The sequence below is a fragment of the Stenotrophomonas sp. 109824_Sma genome (genome assembly GCF_056480025.1).
The window spans coordinates 259,986-284,028 of sequence record NZ_CM151078.1 but is presented as its reverse complement, the minus strand read 5'-3'; the positions used below and the strand labels follow the sequence as shown (position 1 = coordinate 284,028).

General features: G+C 66.0%; 24 protein-coding genes. 2 read left to right on the top strand and 22 right to left on the bottom strand.

Annotation, left to right across the window (positions count from 1 at the left end; translation table 11 throughout):
* Window positions 1-232: 232 nt before the first annotated feature.
* The 18 genes from ACZK1G_RS01195 to ACZK1G_RS01110 form a co-directional block, all read right to left on the bottom strand.
* A complete protein-coding gene (locus ACZK1G_RS01195) occupies window positions 233-2,977 on the bottom strand; it encodes a peptidoglycan-binding protein (RefSeq protein ID WP_101764759.1) in 2,745 nt (914 codons plus the stop codon).
* Between the two features lie 60 nt (window positions 2,978-3,037).
* Window positions 3,038-3,904, bottom strand: a complete 867-nt coding sequence (locus tag ACZK1G_RS01190; RefSeq protein WP_101764758.1) for a lysozyme inhibitor LprI family protein — start codon at window positions 3,902-3,904, stop codon at window positions 3,038-3,040.
* A 165-nt stretch (window positions 3,905-4,069) separates the two neighbouring features.
* Entirely contained in the window at window positions 4,070-5,524 is a 1,455-nt protein-coding gene (locus ACZK1G_RS01185; RefSeq protein WP_101764757.1) for a SulP family inorganic anion transporter, read from the bottom strand.
* Between the two features lie 208 nt (window positions 5,525-5,732).
* Window positions 5,733-6,443: a hypothetical protein gene (locus ACZK1G_RS01180; RefSeq protein WP_101764756.1), complete on the bottom strand. Its 711-nt coding sequence runs from the start codon at window positions 6,441-6,443 to the stop codon at window positions 5,733-5,735.
* A complete protein-coding gene (locus tag ACZK1G_RS01175; RefSeq protein WP_101764755.1) occupies window positions 6,443-6,772 on the bottom strand; it encodes a hypothetical protein in 330 nt (109 codons plus the stop codon). The genes ACZK1G_RS01180 and ACZK1G_RS01175 overlap by 1 nt, the downstream gene beginning before the upstream one ends.
* Window positions 6,772-10,260: a TipJ family phage tail tip protein gene (locus tag ACZK1G_RS01170; protein WP_197621991.1), complete on the bottom strand. Its 3,489-nt coding sequence runs from the start codon at window positions 10,258-10,260 to the stop codon at window positions 6,772-6,774. Before ACZK1G_RS01170 ends, ACZK1G_RS01175 begins: the two co-directional genes overlap by 1 nt.
* Window positions 10,257-10,862, bottom strand: coding sequence for a tail assembly protein (locus tag ACZK1G_RS01165; protein ID WP_101764753.1), 606 nt, complete (start codon window positions 10,860-10,862; stop codon window positions 10,257-10,259). Before ACZK1G_RS01165 ends, ACZK1G_RS01170 begins: the two co-directional genes overlap by 4 nt.
* Window positions 10,855-11,595, bottom strand: coding sequence for a C40 family peptidase (locus tag ACZK1G_RS01160; RefSeq protein WP_101764752.1), 741 nt, complete (start codon window positions 11,593-11,595; stop codon window positions 10,855-10,857). Before ACZK1G_RS01160 ends, ACZK1G_RS01165 begins: the two co-directional genes overlap by 8 nt.
* Before the next feature lie 62 nt (window positions 11,596-11,657).
* Window positions 11,658-12,353, bottom strand: coding sequence for a phage minor tail protein L (locus ACZK1G_RS01155; protein WP_101764751.1), 696 nt, complete (start codon window positions 12,351-12,353; stop codon window positions 11,658-11,660).
* Window positions 12,350-13,567 (bottom strand): hypothetical protein, encoded by a 1,218-nt coding sequence (locus ACZK1G_RS01150; RefSeq protein ID WP_101764750.1) that lies wholly within the window; start codon window positions 13,565-13,567, stop codon window positions 12,350-12,352. The genes ACZK1G_RS01155 and ACZK1G_RS01150 overlap by 4 nt, the downstream gene beginning before the upstream one ends.
* Window positions 13,568-13,578: 11 nt before the next feature.
* The gene (locus ACZK1G_RS01145; protein WP_014035630.1) at window positions 13,579-13,908 is read right to left on the bottom strand and encodes a phage tail protein; all 330 of its coding nucleotides are present in this window, start codon (window positions 13,906-13,908) and stop codon (window positions 13,579-13,581) included.
* Window positions 13,908-15,266: a phage tail tape measure protein gene (locus tag ACZK1G_RS01140; protein WP_014035629.1), complete on the bottom strand. Its 1,359-nt coding sequence runs from the start codon at window positions 15,264-15,266 to the stop codon at window positions 13,908-13,910. The genes ACZK1G_RS01145 and ACZK1G_RS01140 overlap by 1 nt, the downstream gene beginning before the upstream one ends.
* Before the next feature lie 75 nt (window positions 15,267-15,341).
* Window positions 15,342-15,599, bottom strand: a complete 258-nt coding sequence (locus tag ACZK1G_RS01135; protein ID WP_014035628.1) for a DUF1799 domain-containing protein — start codon at window positions 15,597-15,599, stop codon at window positions 15,342-15,344.
* Window positions 15,600-15,649: 50 nt separating this feature from the next.
* A complete protein-coding gene (locus ACZK1G_RS01130; RefSeq protein ID WP_101764748.1) occupies window positions 15,650-15,958 on the bottom strand; it encodes a phage tail assembly chaperone in 309 nt (102 codons plus the stop codon).
* Complete coding sequence (locus ACZK1G_RS01125) at window positions 15,958-16,617, bottom strand: phage tail protein (RefSeq protein ID WP_101764747.1); 660 nt, start codon at window positions 16,615-16,617, stop codon at window positions 15,958-15,960. The genes ACZK1G_RS01130 and ACZK1G_RS01125 overlap by 1 nt, the downstream gene beginning before the upstream one ends.
* 71 nt (window positions 16,618-16,688) lie before the next feature.
* Window positions 16,689-17,045: a tail completion protein gp17 gene (gp17, locus tag ACZK1G_RS01120; RefSeq protein WP_101764746.1), complete on the bottom strand. Its 357-nt coding sequence runs from the start codon at window positions 17,043-17,045 to the stop codon at window positions 16,689-16,691.
* A gap of 23 nt (window positions 17,046-17,068) precedes the next feature.
* Entirely contained in the window at window positions 17,069-17,419 is a 351-nt protein-coding gene (locus ACZK1G_RS01115) for a head-tail adaptor protein (protein WP_101764745.1), read from the bottom strand.
* Window positions 17,416-17,928: a head-tail connector protein gene (locus ACZK1G_RS01110; RefSeq protein WP_069138078.1), complete on the bottom strand. Its 513-nt coding sequence runs from the start codon at window positions 17,926-17,928 to the stop codon at window positions 17,416-17,418. The genes ACZK1G_RS01115 and ACZK1G_RS01110 overlap by 4 nt, the downstream gene beginning before the upstream one ends.
* 378 nt (window positions 17,929-18,306) lie before the next feature.
* On the opposite strand from ACZK1G_RS01110, the gene ACZK1G_RS01105 reads away from it, so the two are divergent.
* Window positions 18,307-19,263, top strand: coding sequence for a cation diffusion facilitator family transporter (locus ACZK1G_RS01105; protein WP_101764744.1), 957 nt, complete (start codon window positions 18,307-18,309; stop codon window positions 19,261-19,263).
* 111 nt (window positions 19,264-19,374) lie between these two features.
* Window positions 19,375-19,800, top strand: a complete 426-nt coding sequence (locus ACZK1G_RS01100; protein WP_049399846.1) for an organic hydroperoxide resistance protein — start codon at window positions 19,375-19,377, stop codon at window positions 19,798-19,800.
* 212 nt (window positions 19,801-20,012) lie between these two features.
* Here the strand turns inward: ACZK1G_RS01100 and mmsB are convergent, their stop codons facing one another.
* Genes mmsB through ACZK1G_RS01080 form a run of 4 tightly spaced genes read right to left on the bottom strand, consistent with a single transcriptional unit; the run spans window position 20,013 to window position 24,032 of the window.
* Complete coding sequence (gene mmsB / locus ACZK1G_RS01095; RefSeq protein ID WP_075675624.1) at window positions 20,013-20,903, bottom strand: 3-hydroxyisobutyrate dehydrogenase; 891 nt, start codon at window positions 20,901-20,903, stop codon at window positions 20,013-20,015.
* Window positions 20,900-22,075, bottom strand: a complete 1,176-nt coding sequence (locus ACZK1G_RS01090; protein WP_101764743.1) for an enoyl-CoA hydratase/isomerase family protein — start codon at window positions 22,073-22,075, stop codon at window positions 20,900-20,902. The genes mmsB and ACZK1G_RS01090 overlap by 4 nt, the downstream gene beginning before the upstream one ends.
* The gene (locus ACZK1G_RS01085) at window positions 22,072-22,869 is read right to left on the bottom strand and encodes an enoyl-CoA hydratase (protein WP_101764742.1); all 798 of its coding nucleotides are present in this window, start codon (window positions 22,867-22,869) and stop codon (window positions 22,072-22,074) included. Before ACZK1G_RS01085 ends, ACZK1G_RS01090 begins: the two co-directional genes overlap by 4 nt.
* On the bottom strand, window positions 22,866-24,032 hold the full coding sequence (locus tag ACZK1G_RS01080; protein ID WP_071229412.1) for an acyl-CoA dehydrogenase family protein: 1,167 nt from the start codon (window positions 24,030-24,032) through the stop codon (window positions 22,866-22,868). The genes ACZK1G_RS01085 and ACZK1G_RS01080 overlap by 4 nt, the downstream gene beginning before the upstream one ends.
* Window positions 24,033-24,043: the final 11 nt, after the last annotated feature.

The following is a 24,043-nucleotide window of genomic DNA, read 5'->3' as shown; positions in this document are numbered from 1 at the left end:
CACCCGTGCACCGCATCACGCGCAACCTATTGATTCACCGTGGAATCCGTCCCATCCATCATGGGGGCGACAGACAGGCGCAGGGAATCGGCGTAACGGGCGGTGGCGGACGTCATCGGGGTGTTGATCGTGGAGACTGGCATTGCCAGTGAGATCAATAGTTTACACCGGACGGCTGAATGGCGGCGGGTGGCTCCGGGGCCGGTCGACCGGCCCCGGGGCGCCGCGTGGCTTACAACCCGCGGTTGCGCACCTGTTCCTGCTGCTGTTCCTGCGCACGCTGGTCGAACTGGCTGTCCAGCGCCTCGCTCTGCCGGCTGCTGGCCTCGACCGAGTGCGATACCGCCTGCTGGCGGTCGACGAAGGTCCGCTGCGCCGCCGGATCGCCCAGCTCACCCTGCACCGCGAACAGGCCGGTGCCGTCGGGGCGGGCCACGACGTGGTCGATCTGGCGCATGCCGGACACCTTGCTTTCGTAGGCCAGCTGGCCGGCCGCACGCTCGGCTTCCTGCGGGTTGGCGAACAGTGGCTTCAGGCCGGCCTGGGCACGCTGCTGCTCCAGCGCCTGCAGCTTGTCCAGGGCCTGGCCGAAGCGCGCGTTGTCGGCATGCCCGGGGTCGCGCATGCTGGCCGGCGCTGCCGGCTCGGCCCGGGCCGGAGCCGCCGGCGCGGTACCGGCCTTCACCGCGTTGGGGGCATCGACCTGCGCCAGGGTCTTGCGGCCTGCCTTGCCATCGTCGTCCAGGCCGTTGTTGGCTTGGAACTGCTTGACCGCTGCGAGCGTGTCCTTGCCATACACGCCATCGGCGTGCAGCGGCTTGCCATCGGCACCGGCATAACCCAGCGCCGCCAGCTTGCCCTGCAAGGCCTTGACCTCATCGCCCCGCTCGCCCTGCTTCAACACGCCATCGGCCATCGGCGCCTGCTGCGCACTGCGTGCGGCCTGCGCGGCTTCAGGGCCCTGCGCGTGGACCTTGCCGCCCAGGGTGATGCGGTCGTTGAGGATGTCGCCCAGATAGCGACGGTACTGGTCCGGCTCAACTTCGATGTGCGCGTGCACCGCACCCGGCGAGCCTACGTCCGACTGCCGCACCAGCGGCGCACCGTACTCGACGAAATCCCCGGTCTTGTACGGAATGGATCCGCGCGCGCCGTGCAGCACTTGGCCCACCAGCTCGCGGCGCGCATCGCCGACCGGATGGCTGTAGATGCTGATGGAGTTGGTGCCGTCGTTGTTGAGCTTGACGTAGCCGGCGACCGGACTGGGAACCATCAGATTGCGCCCGCCTGACCGGTCGGTCAGGATCAGGTCCTTCTGCACCAGCGGGATGTTGTTGACGTCGCCACGCCGGCGCACGGCCTCCAGCTCGCCCTCGACCATCTCCGCGCTACGGTCGACCCGGCTGGCATCGCCCGCGCGAACGGCAGCTGCGTTGGTGTTGGGGTGGTGGATCTTCAGTTCGCGGAACGCTTCTTCGCCACTGATGCCGTGGCGCAGGATGCGGTTGCTGCCGCCGTTGCCGAACGGCTCCACCACCGAGATGCGCTCGCCGCCGGGTGCAGCGGCTGCGGCTGGCCCGCTGTGGCGTTCGGGTGCAGGTGCTGCGGCCGGTGCAGCAGGCGCAACGGGTGCGGCCGGTGTCGGCGTTGCAGAGCGGTGCTGTGCCGCTTCGGCCTGGATCGCACTGCGCGTGCCTGCGTCGGCCATGCCGGTGGCCGGCAGATGGTGCTGCTGCTGGAAGGTATTGAGGGCTTGCTGGCTCCCTGCCCCCAGGTAACCATCGGCGGTAATCGCTTTGCCCCGTGCATCGGTGAGCCCCAACGCCGCCATGTCAGCCTGCAGCGCGCGTGCCTCGCGATCGATCGCGCCCAGCGTTGCCGGACCGGCCTTGCCATCCACCGGGGTCAGGCCATGATCGCGCTGGAAGGCTTCGACGGCCTGCCGGGTAGTGGCATCGAACTGTCGGTCGGGATGGATGGCCTGCGCGCCTGCGCCGCCATAGCCCAGTGTGTGCAGGTTGTGTTCCAGCTTTTCCACCGCGCGGCCGCTTGAGCCCTCCTTCAGCACCTGCGGACCACCGCCACCGTGGCCGTGCGCTCGCGCCTGTTGCAGCGCGACCTGGATATCCGGGTCGCTGCCTTCGGTGGCGGGCGCGAAATCGCGGCGCCCCACCTTCAGGTGCGCGCGATCCATTTCGGCGGAATGCTGCGCATAGGCATCTTCATACCCGGCAGCGACGTCGGCGGCAGTCAGCCCGGCATAGGAAGGGGTGCGATGGCGGATGGCAGCGGCTTGGTCGCGCAGTTCCTGGTAGTCACCTCCGCGCTTGAGCACCGCTTCCAGGCCATCCAGCCGACCCGGCAGCTGGTTGGCGGTCTTGGCGATCAACGCGATGGCCTCGAAGCGCTTGTCCTCGGCAATGCCGCTGCCATGCTTGTCCAGCATGGTCATGGCGATATTCGTGGCATTGCGCACCTGTGGGTAATCGATGTGCGTGTGGATCCACTGCTTGCCTTCCGCCGAGCCGGCCCAGGCATTGATGCTGTCACGCGTCGGTGCATCGATGAAGCGGATGGATGAGCGCTTTCCCTCGCCATTGCCGTGGCTGAGCAGATCCGCACGCAGGTCAGTGCGATCATGCGTGAAGGGCAGGTTGTGTGCCTTGGCGTAAGCGCTGGCCTGGTCGATGACCCCATCGACATACGTTGTCTCGCCCGGCTTCAGTTTGCGCTCCTGCGTCGCGCCCAGCGGCCACTCGCCACGTTGGCCGAAATCCACCTGGATGGTGCCCAGCGAATAGCCGCTGTTGTCCCTGACCGCGCTGACCGTGCCCCATTGCGGCTCGTTAAGGTGCTTGGTGATGCCGGCGATGCTGAGGTGGTACGAAGATCCACCACCTTCAGTACCGCGTCCGACAGCAAAGAACACCGCGCCGGCAGTGGCGTCCAGGTTGCGGGTGTCAATATTGTTTGGCATGTCTCACTTCCTTGTCCGTGGAGGAATGACCGGGTGCAGTTGCCTGCTGGCGACCGTGGATCAGGGCGTCAGCACGCGCGTGTGCAGCTCGACGGCGCGGTTGGCATACCGGTTGATGCGGCACGACTGTGCATCCAGCATCGGCCCCACATGGTCGCTGGCAGGTGCACAGCGCTTTTCGGTATCTGCAGCCCAGTTGGCCTGCTCGTCCATCCAGCGGTCCTTGGCCGGGCCATCGGGGCCGTCCATCAGTCGCGCGACCTGTGCTTCCAGCAGCGCCTTGTGGTGGGCGAGCTCGGCCGTATCGCAGGCTTCCAGCTGGTCGTCCATGCCGCGGGCGTCCTGCACGCAGCGGGTGTATTCCGGACGCAGCGTTGCCTGGGTATACGAGGTATCCGGCGGCGCGCTCTGCGCCAGCAGCTGGTCGGCACGGTTGGCGACACGGTACAGGCGGCATTCCTGCGCGCCCTGCAGCTGCTGCACGCTGCCGTTGGGGACATCGCGGCAATAACGGTCTGTATCGCTGCGCCAGCTCGCCTGGGTGGCCTGGAATGCCGTCCGGGCAGCGGCGTCGAGCCCGGCCAGCGCCTTGCTGGCCGCCGCTTCGAGGCGCGCTTCCTGGTAGGCGAGTTCGTCCTTGCCGCAGGCCTGCAGCTTGCCGGCATCTTCCACCCCATCCACACACCAGCCATAGGCTGGGCGCAGGCGACCCTCGGTATAGGACGCATCCGGGTAGTGGGGGGAATCTGCCGATGCCGGGCCGGAAGGTGCTGTCGGCGATGCCGCAGCAATCGACGCGGGAGCCGCCGTTTCGGTCGATGCCTGGGAAGAAGGCGCCTGGCATGCGGTGAGCGCCAGGCACAGGGCCAGCACCTTCCAATACCCACGGCCGACGCCGACCCGTTCGTTGCGCCCAAGCGCGTCCATTGCCTGCATTACCTGTTTCTCCCTTGCGTGTCGCCAGCGGGTGCCGGCAGGGAGGGGCCGTCCGTCGACCCCCATCACGCGGGCAATGCTACGACAGCGCCGGTTTCAACTGCCTGACTGGATTCAGAATGCGTGCACGTCGTCTCAGACGCGGACGCTGGAACCTCAGTGCCCGCCCCCGCGCCCACCCACCTGTTCGATCAACGTCAGGCTGGCCGCATTCAGGCCCACCACCGTCACCTCCGCCCCATGCGCGGCCAGCTTTTCCTGCGCGCGTTCCAGCGCGGCCACCGCAGTGAGGTCCCACAGGTGGGCGTCACGCAGGTCGATCTGCACCTTCGACGCCACGTGCTGGTAGTCGAACGCGGCGCCCAGCTGGCCGGCCGAGGCAAAGAACACCTGCCCACGTACACGGTAGGCCTGCGTGTCTCCGGCATCCTCGCGCTGCACGTCCAGCATGCGGCCAACCTTGCGCGCGAAGAACAGCGCCGACAGCAGCACGCCACTGAGCACGCCCTTGGCCAGGTCGTGGGTGGCCACGGTGACCACCACGGTCAGCAGCATCACGGCCGAAGAGCTGCGCGGGTGCGTGCGCAGGTCGCGCAGCGAGCGCCAGCTGAAGGTGCCGATGCTGACCATGATCATCACCGCCACCAGCGCGGCCATCGGGATCTGCCGCACCAGGTCGCTGCCGTACACCACCAGCACCAGCAGCAGCACGCCGGCCACCAGGCAGGACAGCCGGCCACGTCCACCGGACGTCACGTTGATGACCGACTGGCCAATCATCGCGCAGCCGGCCATGCCGCCGAGAAAACCGGTGACCGTGTTGGCCACGCCCTGACCGACGCATTCGCGGTTGCGCTCGCTGGGCGTCTCGGTGATGTCTTCGACGATCTGCAGGGTCATCATCGATTCGAGCAGGCCAACCACGGCCAGCGTGGCCGACACCGGCAGCAGGATGCGCAGGGTCTCCCAGCTGAGCGGCACATCGGGGATGAGGAACTGCGGCAGGCTGTCGGGCAGCTGTCCCATGTCGCCAACACTGCGCACGTCCACATCGAAACCGATCACCACGGCTGTAAGCACCACGATCGCCACCAGCGGTGACGGCACGGCGCGGGTGAGGCGCGGCAGCAGGTAGATGATCGCCAGGGCGGCGGCACACAGCACGTAGACCGTGGGACCGCGGCCAATCAGCTCGGGCATCTGCGCCAGGAAGATCAGGATCGCCAGCGCGTTGACGAAGCCGGTGATGACCGAGCGCGAAACGAAGCGCATCAGCGAGCCAAGCTTGAACACGCCGGCCAGCACCTGCAGCAGGCCGGCCAGGATGCTGGCGGCGAACAGGTACTGCAGGCCGTGGTCCTTGACCAGGTCGACCATCACCAGCGCCATCGCGCCGGTGGCGGCGGAGATCATGCCGGGGCGGCCACCGGCAATGGCGGTGACCACCGCGATGGAGAACGCGGCGTACAGGCCGACCTTCGGGTCGACGCCGGCGATGAGCGAGAAGGCGATGGCCTCGGGAATCAAGGCCAAGGCGACGACCATGCCGGACAGCAGATCACCACGGATGTTGCCGAGCCATTGCTGGCGCAGCGGATAGGACGTTTGCATGGGAAAACTCCGCGCGCACGCGGGCGTGGCCGCATGGCGCTGCAGTGGAAAGACGCGGGTTCCTGAGCCGGGCGGGCCGGCTGCCGATGTGCGGCAAGGGTCAGGGTGGCGTGATCACTGCAGTGCGTCGTCGGGGAGCGTGGGAACGGCGCAGTCTACGGGAAGGGCCCGGGCGGCTCAAATGGCTGCCCGGGCCGGCAATCCCCGCTCAGTAGGTGTAAGCCGCAAGGACGAAACTTGGCAGGCGCGAAGCGAACGTCTGGTAGGACGCTCCACTGAGGGAACGCTGGCGATTGGCAGCCCGCCGGGTGAAGTTGACCCGCATCTGCGATGCATTCGGCGTACTGATGGCTGCCGAATAGCGCATGTTGGTACGGATGGTGGGGTTGCCGCTGGGCATGGCGTAGACGTCGTGGCAGAGGCCGATGTCTGACAGCAGGTAGGCAAGATTGTCGCCTGGGCCGTTGATCAGGTCACCGGTGAGGATGTTCTCGTTGGACGTCTCGCTGGGAAGTGGCGGCCGGGCGCCGGTCGTATTGACCAGGCCCGCCATGCGCAGCGGGCGGCTGCTCATGTCCCACTGCAGCGAGCCATCAGCGTTGTAGACCTGCATGCCGGTGTTGTTGCTGGGAACCGCATGTCCCCATGCCCACCATTCGAAGCTGGTGGTTCCCTGGGCCATGTTCCAGCCGAAACCCGCAGTGCCGGTGGAAATCCGCGTGGAGCCGCCATTGCAGCGGATGAACACCAGGTAGGGCACGCTCTGCGCCGGAAGGCTGACCGAGCCGTTCTGGCCCAACGGCGACGTGTTGCTGCCGATGGTTTCCACGCCCTTGCCTGCCGCGAAGAAGGCAAGGGCGTGTGCGTTGACCAGAACGGGGACACCGCTGTCGTTTGTGACTTCAAGGCCGACGGTCATCAGAAGCTCCCGTAGAAGACATAGGCATTGGGATTGGTGGTCGTCATGAACGTGAAGTTGAGTGTGAGGTAGTCGCCCTCGGCGGCGCCTGGTTTATTGAAGGACATGAATGCCATGTTCGGCGCGGAGAACTGGTTTCCATTCATGTCCTGCCAGCTGTCCCAGAAGGTGCTCGGCAGAATCGCGAATGGCTGCCCCATGCCCGCCATGCCCACATAGATGCTGTCTCTGGTGCTGACGTGCATCTCACCCATCACCTTGCCGGCACGATCATTGGTGTCGAACCACATCTGCCCATCCGGGCCGAATATCTGCATACCGGTTGCCATTACCAGATCCCCATGCGGACGCGGACGCGGCCGTTGTTGTCGTAAACGTGGATGACGCTGTCGTTGATGGTCAGGCGGCCGCCATTCTCGGGGCCGTTCATCGTCAATGTGCCGTTCTTGTCGAGCCTCCAGCGCGGTTGCCCACCGGCGCCGACCGCATTGGACTGGATCACGTCGCCGATCATGGCGTTCTGGATCCAGCCATTGCCGATCAGTGCCTGGCTGATGAAGGTCTGCCCGCCCTGCACCACGAAGGGCGCACTGACCTGGCCGCTGTTGGTGTTGAACAGCGCGAAGCGATCGGCCTGCATCAGGATCTGGCTCTGGTAGCTGCCATCCGGCTGCTGCTCGACGCCAAGCCCCATGCCGGCCATGTAGATCTGCCCGGCACTGCTGATCTGCGCCTTGACCGTATAGGTTGCGCTGACCTTGCCATCCAGGTTCACCACGGCCTGCGAGACCTGCTGGACCGCGGCACTGACACCTTCGATCCTGCCGGGCACACCCTCGATGGACGCTTCGACCGTATCCACACGCTTGGCCAGTGCGAGGTCACCCTCTGCGATAACTGTCTGCAGGCTTGTGGAACCCGCGAACACGGAGTCGTCACCGGCTCCCCAATTTCCGTCGCCAGATGCCCGGACATCCAACTGCGCGAACAGACCATCGACCTTCTGCCCCTGCGCGGCCACCTTGCCATCGACATCGGTAACGTCCATTTCCAGCTGGTCGACACGGCCGACGATGGCGCCCGCCTCGGCGATCGCGTCGCCGATGTTCTTCCAATGGCTGCCCGGCGGCGTTTCATTGCCTGCAGCGGCGCCCTGCCAGCTCCAGATCCTGCCGTCATGGATGACGGTCTGGCCCGGGGTGTAGGTTGCCGAGGCATCCCAGACCAGCGGCAGCACCTCGGTGACGCGCTCGATCTTGCCCTTCAGCTGTTGGCCCAGCGCGCTTTCGTTGATGCGGCCGGCGAAATAGGCATCGTAGTCCGACGGGTTGCTGCTGGACTCGCCCAGAACCCCCGACTCCACCGGATGCCACGGACCCACGTTGCCGCTGCGATCGACCAGGCGCCCCCAGAACCAGAAGCGTGCCCCCGCCGCGAGACCGTTCATCTGGTGCCGCGCCTGAGGATAGGCGAAGTCGCCGAGCTTGATGGCGGCAGCGCGATCAGGGCTTGTGCTGTACCAGAGTTCAGTGCGCTCGGTATCCGTGGCCCCCGTTGGGAACTGCCAGGCCAGCTCGATGCCGAACACTCGGCTGCGGGCGGTCAGCGCGGTCAGTGCCGGGGGCGGCGTCGTCTTGCCTTCAATGGTGGTGAGCACACTGAGCGTCGGCTGCGACACCGCGCCCAGCGCATTGACCGCGCGTACGCGGGCCAGATACTCGCCCGCGTAGACGCCACGCACTTCCAGGCTCTGCGTCCCGACGCGACCGGCGCGGACCCAGTTGAGATCACCACGGCGCCATTCCACGTCATAGCCGATCGCCTTGTCCGCCGCATCCCACTCGATGGTGAGCACGGACGTGGCGATGCCCTGGTCCACCACCACATGCGAGGCCATCCGCACGTTGGCCGGTGCCGGCTGCACGCTGGGCGGAATGATGCTGATCGGCGGCTGCTCCAGGCGCGTGCCGTCGTCGATGGCGGCGTACTTGCCCGGCACGTGCTTGAGCGCGGTGATCTGATAGGTCAGGTCCTCGCCTTCGCTGATCGACAGCACGCGATAGTGCTGCAGGGCCAGCTCCGGCGATTCCAGTGCCCAGACCGACTGCGCCACCGGCACCGCCGACCACGGCGCGGTGACCGTGACCGTCTCGCCGTCCACCGACTGCACGGTGCGTGCTTCGGTCTGCCCGCTGGGCAGCGTGGCACGCAGGGTGTCACCGGCCGCGATCTGTTCCGGCACGCGATCCAGCACCAGGCTGCGCGTACCTGCACTGCGGATGCGACCCGCATTGCGGCGGCCAGCGCGGTTCGGGTCGGCCACCTGGATCACATCGCCAGGCATGCAGCCCAGCGCGTCCAGGCCCACCGAGAAGCTGATGGTTTCGGTTTCCAGCATCTCGGTATGCAGGATGTGGTTGCCCACGCGCTGCGCCTGCGAACGCGAGTGGCAGCCCACTGCCGTCACTTCGGTCTGGTTGATGCCGTAGCGGGCCACACCAGGCAGGTGCTGTACCACTTCGACCTTCTGCCGGCCGAAGTCATCCGGATCGATCCACGACACCAGCGCCACCGTGTGCCGCGCCGTGCGGCTGCTGCCGGCATAGTGGAAGCGCCCTTCGATGACGTTGGCCTGGCTGTAGGTCAGCACCGGGTCCTTGGGCATGTCGGCCGAGGCCATCACCTGCCCCGCCGCATAGAAGCTGATGCCGCGGAACATGGTGGCGATGTCCTGCAGCACGCGATAGGCCTCGGCGCGGGTCTGCAGATACAGGCTGCAGGTGAAGCGCGGCTCTTTGCCGCCCTGGCCATCGCTGACCAGTTCATCGCAGTAGCGCGCGATCTGGTACAGCCGCCACTTGTCCACCCAGTCCAGCGGAACACGATGGCCCAGGCCAAAGCGATCGTTGGTGACGATGTCGAAGAACACCCAAGCCGGGTTGTTGGTCCACCCGCTCTTGAAGGTACCGTCCCACACGCCGCTGTAGAGACGGCTGAGCGGATCGTAGTTGGAGGGGATGCGCACGATGCGCCCCCACAGCTGGTAGGACCGGGTGGGGATGTTCTGGAACTGGCTGGCGTCGACCTGCACCGCCGCCAGCGCGCAGTTCGGATAGCGCAGCTTGGCATCGATGATCTCGGTCATCGACAGCACGTTGATGGTATCGGCGATGGTGCTGCTGTTGGCGTTGGCGGTCAGCCGGCGGATCCGCACCTGCCACTGGTTGCCGGCAGGCAGATCGATGCGGCGGCTGCGCTCGTACTGGCTGGTGGTCTTGCCACTGAAGGCATCGGTCAGCACCGTGCTGAACGGGCCGCCGTCGGTGGACAGATCCACCGCATACATGATCCGGTAGCCCTCGGTGTCACCGTTCTCGGTGTTGGTCTTCTGCAACGCAGGCACCGCGAAGCGGATACGGACGGCCGACAGGTCGGCACCCGATACGGTGCGTACCACCGGCGCGTCGCTGCGCAGCTCGACGTTGACACCGACTTCGTTCTCGATGGAGGGGAAGCCGCTGATGTGCTCCTGGTCCTGGGTGCCGGAACGCGTCTGCACGTCCACGCCGGAGAAGTTCAGCGTGCCGTCCGGATTCTCGATCGGCACCTGGTCCAGGTAGATCGACTGCTTGCCGGCGACCAGGCCGCGGATCTCGCCTTCGCTGGCGAGGTCGATGATGCGGGCCACCGCCATCGAGTGCAGGCTGTCGGCGGTTTCGACCGGGGTTCGGGCGTTGCTCGCGCCCTTCTTGGCGCCCGCCAGTACGGGCGCAGCTGCACCGCGCGTGCGCGGCGTGGAATGAGTGATCTGGTTCAAAACTGGTCCTCCGCCAGGATGCCGCCGCTGATCACGGCCGAGCCGATGAACATACCCTTGCTGTCATGGCCGCCATAGGCGACCGGCACGGGGTTGCCCTGCGCCTGTGTGTTGACGGTGCCGTTCATGCTGTAGCTGGGCGTGTTATCGGGTGAGTCTTTGGCGCCCATGCCTCTGGGCTGCGGCGCGAGCATCTGAGCGACACCACCGACCGCCATGCTTATGCCGAACTTGATGAAGGGCGTGCCAGCGGTTCCGCCGGTCCAGGCATTGACCACTACACCGACAACGATCAGAACGACGCCTACAATCGTCTGCAACACGCCGCCCCGCTTGCTCCCCACCATCACCGGCGCGATGCGGATGTCATCCTGCCCCGGCGGGTCCTGCAGCTGATCCCGCGACAGGTTCTGCCGGCCGTTGAACACGGCAAACTCCATGCCCTTGGCCTTTGCGCCCATCAGGTACTGCTGGAAGCCCGGCAGCATCGTGCACAGCGCATGCACCGCCTCGGCCGGGCTGTTCACCGCCAGCCGGAACCGGCGCCCAAAGCGGGCACCCAGCTTGCCGTACAGGCGAATCGTGCGAAGGCGGTCAGTCATGTCGCACCCCGCGATGGCGGACGATGCAACGGGTGCGCTCGGCCCACATGCCGCCGTACGGCACGGTCTCGGACAGACGGCCATGCAGGTGATGCAGCATCTGCCCGTCGCCGAGGTAGATGCCCGCGTGGTTGGTGACCGGCGAGCGGATCTGCATCAGGATCATGTCGCCCCGCTGCGGCTCGCCCTCGATCAGGTCGAAGCCCTCGGCGTGCAGCCGTTCAAGGCTGTACAGGTCCTGGCCGTGGCTCCACCAGTCGTCCTGGCGTTCGTACTCGGACAGCGGGATGCCCAGTTCGCGTGCGTGGAAATCGCGGACCAGGCTGTAGCAGTCCAGCACGCCGTGGGCAAACTGGCGACCGACCAGCGGTGCCGCATAGCCCGAGGGATGCAGCGTCTGCAGGTCACCGCACAGCGGCGCCTCGCCGGCCACCTGGCCGACGCTGACGATGTGCCAGGTCAGCCCGCTGCGCTCGCACATGACCCGATCGGCATCGGAGGGCGTCGCGGCGGCATCGGGGTGACTGTGCACCAGGGCCAACACCTCGCCCTTGTCCTCGGCCACGGCATAGTCTTCAGCCGGCAGGCGGAAATGCTCGCTTGGCGTGGCGGCCACGTTGCGGCAAGGAAGATAGCGTTCGTGGCCTTCAATGGCCACGATCAGCCCGCAGCATTCGCGCGGGTACTCGGCCACGGCGTGCGCCTGGATGGCCTGCAGGGTTGTCGGTTGCATGTTTCACCCATGAAAAAGGCCCGCGCGAGCGGGCCTGGAAAGTGGAATCGGGAAGGGGCCGATCAGGAGCGCAGCAGGCCTGCGGCGGGGAAGCCGCCATAGGGCAGCGGCTTGTCCTGGCCAAAGCGCAGCTTGCAGCTGCGCACCCGGCCGCCGCACTGGTCGCGTGCCGGATCGTCGGTGGCGACGTCGTCGCTGTCGGCCACCGCAGGACCGTTGTAGCCACAGTAAGCGCCGCGATAGCCACCACGCACCAGCCAGCCACACATGCCGGCGATGATCTGCCTGCCCGGCAACTGCTGACCATTGAGATCAATCGCGGTGGTCAGCTCGAACTCGACCATCTGCTTGTCTTCGCCGATCTTGCGCTCGATGAACCAGACTTCGTCGGGGAAATGCTCGGCAGGATCCGCGCTGGGATTGCCTTCCTCGAAGTTGGTGGCATCCAGGTACTTGGCCAGCGTCTGCCGGCGGATGATGCGGGCACCGACCAGATCATCGAACAGCAGGCACATGGCAGTGATGCGTCCATCGATGTTGCTCACGCGCAGGCGTGGATTCGGTGGCTGGTCGCTGGTGCGCTCGAAGCCACTGGCCTCGATCGGCCAGGGGCCATATTCCTGGCCCTGCCACCAGATGACACCACTCTGCAGGTGTGCATGGAAGAACAGTTTGTCGGCGCCAAAACTGCTGGCGTCGAGTTCGTAGACGGTGATGCGGCCACCCGGCTCAAGCTGCTGGGCATCGGCGGTGATCATGGCCTACCCTCAATGGCTTCTACCAACCGTTCAAGTGCCAGTTCCAACGCGACGATGCGCCGTTCCTGCTCTTGAAGCCGGCGTGACTTCTGCTGGTGCGCACGGACATTGAGCGCCAGAATCTGCATCATATCGATGCCCATAGGGACGAAGTCATCGTGCGTTTCAAAGATGGTGTTCCCTTCACTGTCGACCAGCGTCGAGCCATCCTCGGGATTGACCAATGGCACCTTGATGCCGCCCTTGCGACCTCCACTCGTAGCCTCTGGACGCACGTCATGCACGTTCTCTGCGAGTAAGCCTACAAAGGTCTTGTCACTCTCGCAGAATTCAGGCCGATAGCGGTAGGTGATGACCACCATGCGATCCAGATCAGAGTCGGCGTCGCCCGCATAGCCTTCAAGGTAGTCCTTTACGTCAGCAGATGAGGTTGGGTTGAATGCGGTGGCACTGAGCACACCATCCTCGCTGAGCCTCATCCGGATACCCATGGACGTTCCGGTTTGAGTCACCCCCCAGTTCAGATCGCCACTTGCCATCCACCATCCGCCCTGCTTCCCCCCATCCGTCATGGCGTAGCCACCCCCAAAGCTTCCCTGTGTATGGAAACCAAAGGTGCCGACACCACCGCCTGGGTTTGGCTGGACCGGATAGCAATCGATGCTGCCGCCTTCGCGGATACGCGCCGTTCTGCGCTGGGATACGTTTGCCACGCATGCGTAGAAGAGATGCCCACCCGTTCCACCTCCGCGGAAATTCAGATACTCCGAGCAGCCATACCCGTTCTCCGCCGCCAAGCCGTTCCAGAGAATTTCCGTACCCGCGGCGTTGTGCGGAACGGCCAGCGCGGAGGCCGTCACGCGGGCCGCGGTGTTGATGGAGCTCGCCTCTATAGTGAGGGGAGCGACATTGGGCAGAGAGTAGTTGTAGGAAGTAATAAACGCCCCATCGGAGGTAACACTCTGCAGGAGGTATTTTCCGGTGGTCGGTACTGCTCCGACTGAACCCTCCGCAATCAACGCGCGTCCCGTCGCAGTTATGGTGGACGCTGTAGTCAGCGGACCGCTGAGGGTTCCACCGACCTTTGGCAGTGCTGCCTTCGCCAACTGCTCAAGGTAGGCGTCATTCTCGTTGAGCTTTACGAAGGCAACCTTGGCGGGATCTCCCTTGTAGTTGCCGTGGTCAGTGAGGGTATCGACTGGATTCAGAGTCATGATGAGTTTCCTTAGGGCTGGTACGTCTGTTCGAATGTCGCGGCAATACTGGATACCTGGCCGCCGAGATGGCTGTCGGTGTAGGAATCACACATGTAGAGCCCCTGCCCCAGTGGTCCCTTCCACAGGAAGCTGCGGCCGGCATGGCCATCCAGGAAGGCCACGATCTCGTTGATCGTCCTGCGGTTGCCGACGAACTGCAGCTGGTAGCTGCGTGAGGTTGCATTCAGACCATCGGCAGCGGCCTGCGCATAACCATCACCGAACTTCGCGCGCTTCACGGCGGCGGTGGTGGTTCCCGTACTCTGGCTGGTTGCCGGCCAGGTGAAGGTGTCGGTCATTACATGGCACTCCTGCTGAGCACACCACCTGCCTTCAGGTCACGACTCTGCAGTTCGCGGTACTTGCGTTCCACGAACTGGCCGATCTCGTTGCCGAACTGCTGCAGCATGCCTTCGTTGGTGGTGACTTCCTTGCCACCGTTGTTGTCGATGCGGATGCTTACACCCACTCCGCCACCACCGCCGCCGTGCGCGGCCACGCCGAGACGACCGTCCGGCCCGCGGCGCAGCGGCATGATCGCTTCTGGTCCCGCTTCGCCAAATACGCCGGCGCCCTTGGCGAAGGCGAACAGCTGCGGGGTGTTGTAGACACCGCCGGAGTAGGCCGACAGGCTCGGCGACTGGTAGACGCCACCGTTGGCGTTGGCCTCCACCCCCGTGCCATATCCGAACAGGCCCGCGATCTTCTTGACGCCCCAGACGATTGCCTGTTGGATGGCAATCATCTTGAGATCGGCGATGATCGACTTGGCCAGATCCTTGTAGTTGGACTTGCCCGTCTTCACGAAACTCTGCAGTGCCGCCTCGGCGCCGGTGAACGCCTTGGAAAAGGCATCCTGGGTAGACTTGGCGGAGTTCTCGGTCTTTTCCATGTACTCGCCGAGCGCGCTGCCGAAGCCCTTGCGGAACCCCGAAAGTCCTGTGGTGCCCTTGGTGTCCTTGGCGTCCTTGGTTTCGCCCGCCTTGGTATCACCAGCCTTGGCGTCCTTGGCAGTCGCCACGCCTGCAATCACCGCCGCCGCGTCCGTCGCTGCATCCTTGGGCGTCAGGTCGACCCCCATCAAGCCGGCGATCTTCCTCGCCCCCCAGACCAGCGCCTGCTGTGCAGCGATCATCTTCAGGTCGGCCAGGATGGACTGGGCCAGCTCCTTGTACTTGGACTTGCCAGTGGTCACGAAGCTCCGCAGGGCTTCGTCGGCGCCAGTGAACGCTTTGTCGAACGCCTTCTTGGCCGCCGTGGCGGTGTTTTCGGTCTTCCCGATATAGTCGCCGAGCGCGCCGCCCAGGCCCTTGCGGATGCCCGCCAGGCCCATGTCGTCCTGTTGGGCCTTCTCTTCCTTCTTTGCAGCCTTGCCAGCGTCCGCGGCGGCTGTGGTCGCACCCGCCTTCGCCGCCGCCTGCAGCTGCGTGTTCAAGGCAGTCAGTTGCGTGGACAGTGCGGTGACCAACGAAGCGCTGGTGGTCAGCACGGCATTGAATGCCTGCTGCACCGTATTGATCTTTTCCAGCTGCCGCTGGAACTCCTGTGTGCTGCCGGTCATCTCGGTCATGCTGCGCCTTGCTGCCTGCATGGCCGTTTCCAATGCGTTGCTGGCCTCCACGGTGGCCCGTGTGCTGCCAGGCGATGTAGTGCTCATTGAGTGTTCCTCGGGAGAGTCGGCTCCGTATCTGCGGAGCCGGGATCGGTCATCGGCGTAATCGCGATGGCCGGCTCATTCCTGTTGCATCTGCTCCAGGGCAGCGCGTTCGATGACGCGGATCGCCGCCATCACCTCGTCGTACTGTTCGCTGTCGAGCGCTTCGCGCTGCAGCTCGTGGTAGACCACGTTGTAATCCAGCCCGATCGGGCCACCTGCGCCGACGCGCCACTGGGTGGCAACCCGCGAGAAAAGTTCGATGGGAAGCACACACTCGGGCCACAGCTCGACCTGCGGCGGTGGAAAGTGCTTTGCCTTCAATCCAAGCTGCATCAGCTCGGACTCGGTGGGGGCCCGCCAGTACAGGGCCCCCACCGCCTCGATCAGTTTCCCTTGCGTGCGACCTGCAGCGCCTGGGTGTAGCCACCGATGATGGCGCCATCCAGGCCGGCCTGCTGCTGCAGCGCCAGCTCGACGCCGGCGGTATCCAGCGCCACATCGGCATCCCAATCCATCACGATGTCCAGGATGGCCTGGGCCACGCTCAACGTGTCATCGCCCAGACGCTCCAGCAGGCTGGCGTAGTCGGCCACCGACAGATGCCGGTAGGTCAGGTTGAGCTTCTGCTCGCGACCGTGACCGACGATGGTCAGGGTGCTCTTGAAGCTCTCCGGCGCCTTTACCTGGAACATCAGGCGCCCTCGACCAGGATGGAGTCGGCCAGCGCGGTGAAGGTCGCGGTGGTGCCCATCGGGGTGTTGGCAGCCATGGTCGGGTCGCCGTTGTAGCTCAGGTAGCCGTACCAGTACAGCACGTCGCCGCCGACCAGCTTGGCGCGCAGGATCACCGGCTCGCCCTTGGCATCAACGTTCTTCAGCGCCGGGTACCACGGCTTCTTCGGATCGTAGAACAGCGGCAGGGTAATGGTCTTGGCGTTCTTGAAGGTCGGCAGCTGGACCTGGCGACCGGTCGGGTCTTCCAGCAGCGTGCCGCTCCAGTACTGCTGCTCGCCACCGGCGGTGGTCGGGTCGCCCTGCTGGTCCAGGTCGACGAAGGCGCCTGCCTTGCGCAGCACGCCGGCACCGCTGGTGCCCGGGAACAGCACGGTGTCGGTGGTGTCGATGCCCAGCAGTTCAACGCTGCCGGTGGCTTCAGCACCCGCGCGGGTGGCGCGGTTGTTCAGGGCCGGCCAGCCCGGCAGTTCAATGACCACCACATCGCCGGTGTCGACGCTGTTGGCGGCAACGCTGGCCAGTGCCGGCGCAGCCTTGGAGATCGCGGTGGTGGCGATCGCGGTGGAGGCGACCGGTGCGAAACCGAACTGGGTGCCCTTGGGAAGCTTGAGTGCCATGGTGTATTTCCTCGTTGGATGAAAAAAAGCCCGGCGGTTGCCGGGCTGGGGTGTTGCACGGGTGAAGGGGTTTACGGGTCGGCGTACCACAGGCCGAAATCGAGCCGCGCGCCGTGCTTGTGCAGCACCGGCTCATGCACGGCGATTGCAGCGCCGAACGACTCGGCGGTCGGCAGTCCCGCGCAGACCTGGTCCTCAATGGTGCGGATCAGGGTGTTGGCCTGGGCACGACTGTCTGCCCAGACGGTCAGCTGCACGCGAGCGTGCTTCTGTTCGGGAGTGGAACCTTCGTTGAACCACACGGACTGTCCACCCATCTGCTGGTAGACGGCACACGGGTAGATGACCGGTTCCGGTGGAACGTCGGGATACAGCCGGCCCTGCAGCAGCGGGGCCAGCAGCGCGTGCAGCTGTGCTTCGTAACTCATCGCGGTGTCCTGGTTGGCGTCGCTCAGGCAGTGCCTGAAGACTGTTCGGTGAACAGCACCGTGGTCTGGCGCCGGCTGAAGTCGGGAGCAACGCCGGTGATGTTGAAAGCGCGACCGTCATGCACGATGCGCATGCCGACATGGATGCCGGCCTGTCGCGCGGCCGCCAATCGGACATGGAAGCGCTGGCGGCGGATTGTTGCCGGCAGGCGGCTTTCCAGCGTCAGCCGCTGCACGCTGTCTGTAGGATCGCCAGTGGCGGCGGCCCACAGTTCTGCCACCGGCTGCCAGGCGTCCAGCGGCTGCCCCCAGGCGTCGAGCTGGCCGTCCTGGCGCTCGATACGGATGCGGCGATTGAGGTGGCCGGCGTTCATGGCGTTGCGGCCGGTCGGTACGGATCCAGCAGCGCGGCCACGCCGAACGGCAGTTCCATTGCGATGGCAGTGGCGCCTGCCGGTGCATCGAGCGTCTGTGCAGAGACGACTACGGCTTCGCGATGGGCGTACAGGTGGCCCAGCAGCAGGCGTACCGCTGCACGGATGCTGTCATTGGCGGGCATGCCCAGCAGCAGGCGTGCACTGCGCGCGGTGGCCACGGCCAGGCGACGATCGGCCACATCCCGCATGGCCTTGGCCTTGGCCGCGTTGGTCTCGGCATTGGCGGCGGCAACCGCGGCTTCATGCCCGGTCACCGCCGCCGCCATGTCTTGCGGCAGCTGGTCCAGCGCCTGGTCCAGCGCGGCCTGGTCGGCGTACAGTTCGCGGCCCAGGTAGGCTGCGGCCGCGTCGCTGGCTGCTGCCAGCAGGTCACCCAGGATGGCGTCGTCAAAGTCGCCGTCGATACGGCAGTGCGCGCGGCACTGCTCAAGGGTCAGCAGGGGCATCGAATCCTCCTTCGTTGATGGATGTGGAGTGCCCCGACCCTGCGCGCACGGCGGCGCCCCACGCGGTCACCAGGACGGCGCGGGAAAAGCAGGATCGGGGCGGAAGACAGAACGGCCGCGACGGGAACGTCAGGGCCGGTGGCGATGGCGTCGCAGCGCGCGATGGCGCAAACGAAAGAAGCCCCCGGGGTCACCGGAGGCTTCTATGTCATCGTGGTACAAACGATACGCTTCGGGTGTGCACCCGTCAATCCGCAATCGGTTACCAGTCTGGTGACTTTTCCAGGCGCTGTGCGGCTGCGGTCACGGCGGCATGCTGCAGGCTGGATAGAATGGCGACGCGCTGCTTCCGCAGCCCATTTCCCGCTGGATTCCCGCATGCCTGCCACCACCGAACGCTTCTTCGATGCGCGTACCGAACAAGGCGTGCTGCGCCTGTCCATCGCAGGCTCACTGCTGCTGGCCGCGGCAGCGGTGGTGTTCGGCCTGCTGGCCAATTCCTCGCTGATCATCTTCGATGGCATCTACGGCCTGATCGATGTGGTGATGACCTGGCTGTCATTGCTGGTCGCACGGCTGATCGCTCTATCCACCAGCAGCGATGCGCTGCAGTCGCGTCTCAACCAACGCTTCACCATGGGCTTCTGGCACCTGGAGCCGATCGTGCTGGGCGTGAGCGGCACGCTGATGATCGGCGCGGCGCTGTATGCACTGGTCAATGCGGTGGATGCGCTGATGTCCGGCGGTCGCCACATCGCGCTTGGCCCGGCCATCGCCTTCGCCGGGTTGTCGATCGTCGGCGAAGGTGCGCTGGCCTGGTTCGTGCTGCGTGCCAACCGCCGCATCGGTTCGGAGTTCATCGCGCTGGACGCGAAGAACTGGGTGATCGCCGCCAGCATGTCGGCCTGCTATCTGCTGGCCTTCCTCGGCGGTGTGCTGGTGCGCGGTACCTCGCTGGCCTGGGTCGGGCCCTACATCGACCCGGCCATCCTCGCCTTCGTCTGCGTGCTGGTGATGATCGCCCCGCTGGGCACCGTGCGCCGCGCGCTGGCGGGCATCCTGCTGGTCACCCCACCAGAACTGCAGGCGCACGTGGACGCGGTGGCACGCGCGATCGTCGCCAAGCACGGCTTCGTCGAGCATCGCAGCTATGTCGCGCAGGTGGGGCGTGGCGAGCAGATCGAGCTGTTCTTCGTGGTACGCGAGGACGACCCGCCGCGGCCCCTGCTGGAATGGGACCAGCTGCGCGACGAGATCGGCGATGCGCTGGGCGAGGCCTCGCCGGACCGCTGGCTGACCATCATGTTCACCACCGACCGCGAGTGGACGATCTAGGCCGGCAGGACGATCAATCAAGTTTTTCGTACGAACTGCAACCCAACGTACGCAGAAACCGGGCAAAGTAGGCTCCAACGCAACACCCACCCACTGACCAGGAGCATCACGATGTCCATCGAAAAGGTTCTGTATACCGCCCAGGCCACCTCCACCGGCGGCCGTGAAGGCCGTTCCGTCTCGTCCGACAACGTGCTGGACATCCAGCTGTCGACCCCGCGCGAGCTGGGTGGCGCCGGCGGCCCGGGCACCAACCCGGAACAGCTGTTCGCCGCTGGCTACTCGGCCTGCTTCCTGGGCGCGCTGAAGTTCGTGGCCGGCCAGGCCAAGGTCGCGCTGCCGGCCGACACCACCGTCACCGGCAAGGTCGGCATCGGCCAGATCCCGACCGGTTTCGGCATCGAGGCCGAGCTGACCATCAGCGCTCCCGGCGTGCCGCGCGAGCAGCTGGAAGAGCTGGTGCAGAAGGCGCACATCGTGTGCCCGTACTCCAACGCCACCCGCGGCAACATCGACGTGACGCTGGTCGTTGCCTGATGCAGCGCCGGGGTCGGATCCCTTTGCCAATGGCAAAGGGCTCTGACCCCAACCGCGGCGTCTTCGGGGGTCAGAGCCCTTTCGCGATGCGAAAGGGATCCGACCCCCAAAAAAATGGGCGGATGCCGGTCGAAACCGAACATCCGCCCATCCCACCTTCGTTGTCCCACATGGGGGCATGAGGTTGCCGGCCAGCGGCCGGCACTACCAGGTCACTTCTCGCTCGTGATGAGCTGCACGACGCTGGAGAAATCCAGCTTGCCGCGGCCGGCCTGGTGGTTCATCGAGTACAGGTTGCGGGCCACTTCGCCCAGCGGGATCGAGGCGCCGACACTCATCGCCGCTTCCACCGCCAGGCCCATGTCCTTGAGCATCAGATCGCTGCCGAAACCGCCGCTGTAGCCACGCGAGGCCGGCGCATTCTCCAGCACGCCCGGCCACGGGTTGCACACTTCGGTGGCCCAGCTGCGGCCGGTGCTGACCGCCATCATCTGCGACAGCACCTTCGGGTCCAGCCCGTGCGCCACGCCGAGGGCAATGGCTTCGCCGGTGACCGCCATGATCACGCCCAGCGCCATGTTGTTGCACAGCTTGGCCACCTGGCCGGCACCGCTGGCGCCGACGTGGAAGATGTTCTTGCCCATCGCCTGCAGCACCGGGCGCGCGCGTTCCAGCGCGTCCTCCTCGCCACCGACGATGAAGGTCAGGGTGCCGGCCTGGGCACCGGCGGTACCGCCGGATACCGGCGCGTCGATCATCTGCAGGCCACGTGCGGCGGCGGCTTCGGAGACCTTGCGGGCGCTGGCCGGGGCGATCGTGCTGCAGTCGATGACCAGCGCACCGGCCGGGATCGCGGCGAGGATGCCGTCGTCGCCCAGGTACACGCCTTCGACGTGGCGGCTGGCCGGCAGCATCGAGATCACCACTTCGGCACCGGCCAGGGTGTCGCGGGCCGACGATGCGGCGCTGGCACCGGCATCGACGGCGGCCTGCACCGCGGCCGGAACCAGATCGAACACGCGTACGCTGTGGCCGTTCTTGACCAGATTGGCGGCCATCGGGCCACCCATGTTGCCCAACCCGATGAATGCAATGTGGCTCATGCAAGGCTCCTTTCAACAAGGGGAGTGCCCAGGTCGGCCAGCGGATGCGCGGCATCGGCCCAGGGGGAAGCGAAGAAGGTGTCGGCCCACGCGGCGATGGCCTCGGCCAGGGTGGCCGGATTCCACTGTGGATTGCGGTCCTTGTCGATCAGCAGTGCGCGGATGCCTTCGGCGAAATCACCATGGGCGGCGCAATGCAGGGCGACGATGTACTCCAGGCGGTAGATCGCGGCGAGGTCCTGGCCGGCACTGCGGCGCTGCAGTTCGTACGACAGCCGTGCCGAGCCCGGTGCACCGGCGGCGAGGGTTTTCTGTGCCGCCTGCAGCCAGGCATCATCGGTCTGCAGGCCGGCAATGCGCGCAACGATCGCTTCAAGGTCATCGCCTTCGCACAGCGCATCGACCTGCGCCGCATTGGCCAGCAGCGGACCGGTCGCTGCATCGCTGGCATGCGATTGCAGCAGATGGCTGAGCCGCTCGTGGTTGTGCGCTGCGTTACTGGACCACGCGACCTGCAGCAGCGCATCGAAGACCGCGCTGCGGCGTTCTTCGGCCACATGCACGTCGGCCAGGCCGGCGTAGATGGCATCGCCCGGATTGAGCAGCGCGCCAGTCAGAGCCAGGAACAAGCCGCCCTTGCCCGGAACGCGCGGCAGCAGCCAGCTGCCACCCACATCGGGGAACAGGCCGACGGTGATTTCCGGGAAGGCCAGCTTGGAGCGCTCGCTGACCACGCGGTGGCTGGCGCCGGACATCAGGCCGATGCCGCCGCCCATCACGATGCCGTGGCCCCAGCACAGGATCGGCTTGGCGTAGGTGTGGATGAGGTAATCGACGCGGTATTCAACGTCGAAGAACTCAGCGGCGTAGTCGTTCTCGCGGATGTCGCTGCGGCCGGCCTCGCGGAAGGCGACCATGCTCTTGTACAGGCTATGCAGGTCGCCGCCGGCGCAGAACGCCTTTTCACCGGCGCCCTGCAGCACCACCATGGCGATACCGTCGTCGTCGGCCCAGGCATTCAACTGCTTCAGCAGCAGGTGCGCCATCGGCAGCGAGAAGCCGTTGAGCGTACGCGGCGCATTGAGCGTGGCGATGCCGATGCGCGTGCCGTTGCCGGCCACGCGCTCTTCGAACAGCACCGGTGCGTCGTCGGCAGCGGTGTCGGTGCTCATGCGTTCTTCCACTGCGCGGCGCGCTTTTCCAGGAAGGCGGTCACGCCCTCGACCTGGTCGGCGGTGTCGAACAGGTCGACGAAGGCTTCGCGCTCGGCCACCAGCGCCGAAGCGTGGGTGCCGGTGCGGGTGGACTGCACCAGAGTCTTGCAGGCGGCGATGCTGGTCGGGCTCTGCTTGCCGGCCTTCTTCGCCCATTCCAGCGCCAGCGCCTTGGCTTCGCCCTTGCCGACCTTTTCTTCGGCCAGGCCGATGCGCAGCGCGGTCTCGGCGTTGATGCGCTCGCCCAGCAGGATCATGCGCTTGGCCCAGCCCTCGCCGACCAGGCGCGGCAGGTTCTGGGTGCCACCGGCGCACGGCAGCAGGCCGACGGTAGCCTCCGGCAGCGCGACCTGGGCATGGTCTTCAATGATGCGCAGGTCGCAGGCCAGCGCGCATTCCAGGCCACCGCCCATGGCGTAGCCGTTGATCGCGGCGATCGACACGCCACGGAACCCGGACAGCGCTTCGAAGGCTTCGCCGAAGCGGCGCGCGGCTTCACGTGCAGCGGCCTTGTCGCCGGAGGCGAACTGGTTGAGGTCGGCACCGGCGGAGAAGAATTTCTCGCCGTCACCGGTGATCACCAGCGCATAGATGTCGCGGTCTGCGTTGAGCGCGCCCACCAGGTCGCGCAGCGCCGACAGGCTGTGCACGGTCCAGGTATGCGCCGGCGGGTTGTTCAGGGTGACCATGGCGGTGTGGCCATCCACCTCGACCTTCAGGCCCACGTGCTCCTGGGTACGCCAATCCTTCATCGCAGTTCCTCTTCGGTGTTGAGCAGGTGACGGGCAACGATCACCCGCATGATCTCGTTGGTGCCTTCCAGGATCTGGTGCACGCGGCAGTCACGCAGCAGGCGCTCGATCGGGTACTCGCGGATGTAGCCGTAGCCACCGTGGATCTGCAGTGCTTCGTTGCAGACGTTGAAACCGGCATCGGTGGCGAAGCGCTTGGCCATCGCGCACCACACGTTGGCGTCGCTGGCACCGGCATCGAGCTTGCGCGCGGCGGTGTGCACCATCTGCCGTGCAGCCACCAGCTGGGTGACCATGTCGGCCAGCTTGAACTGCAGCGCCTGGAACTCGGCCAGCGCCTTGCCGAACTGGCGGCGCTCGCCCATGTAGCGGCGCGCGGCATCCAGCGCGCCCTGCGCCGCACCCAGCGAGCAGGCGGCGATGTTGATGCGGCCGCCATCGAGTCCCTTCATCGCCAGCTTGAAGCCGCCGCCTTCCTCTCCCAGAAGGTGGCTGACCGGCACGCGGACGTTTTCGAAGGTGATGCCACGGGTGGGCTGGCTGTTCCAGCCCATCTTCTCTTCCTTGCGGCCGAAGCTGATGCCCGGCAGGTCCGCCGGCACCGCAATGGCGCTGACACCGCCGGCACCGGCACCACCGGTACGTGCCATCACCACCAGCAGCTCGGTGGCACCGGCGCCGGAAATGAAGGCCTTCGAGCCGTTCAGCACATAGAAGTCGCCATCGCGCACGGCGGTGGTCTTCAGCGAGGCCGCATCGGAACCAGCACCCGGTTCGGTCAGGCAGTACGAAGCCAGCTTGTTGCCCGAAGACAGATCGGTGCCCCACGCATCGCGCAGTGCCGGCTGGCCCCACTTGGACACCATCCACGAAGCCATGTTGTGGATGCTGATGTAGGCCGCCGTCGACGGATCGACGTTGGCGAGCTCCTCGATGACGACGGCGGCGTCCAGTCGGCTCAGGCCGCTGCCGCCCACTTCCGGGTCCATATACAGACCGCAGAAGCCCAGTTCACCGGCCTTGGCGATCGCCTCGCGCGGAAAGATGCCCTCCGCATCCCATCGCGCGGCGTGCGGCGCCAGTTCGGCCTGTGCGAAGTCGCGCGCCGCCTCGCGGTACGCCTGCTGCGCTTCTTCCAGTTCCGTCGTCATCGAGTGGCTCATGGCTGCTCCTG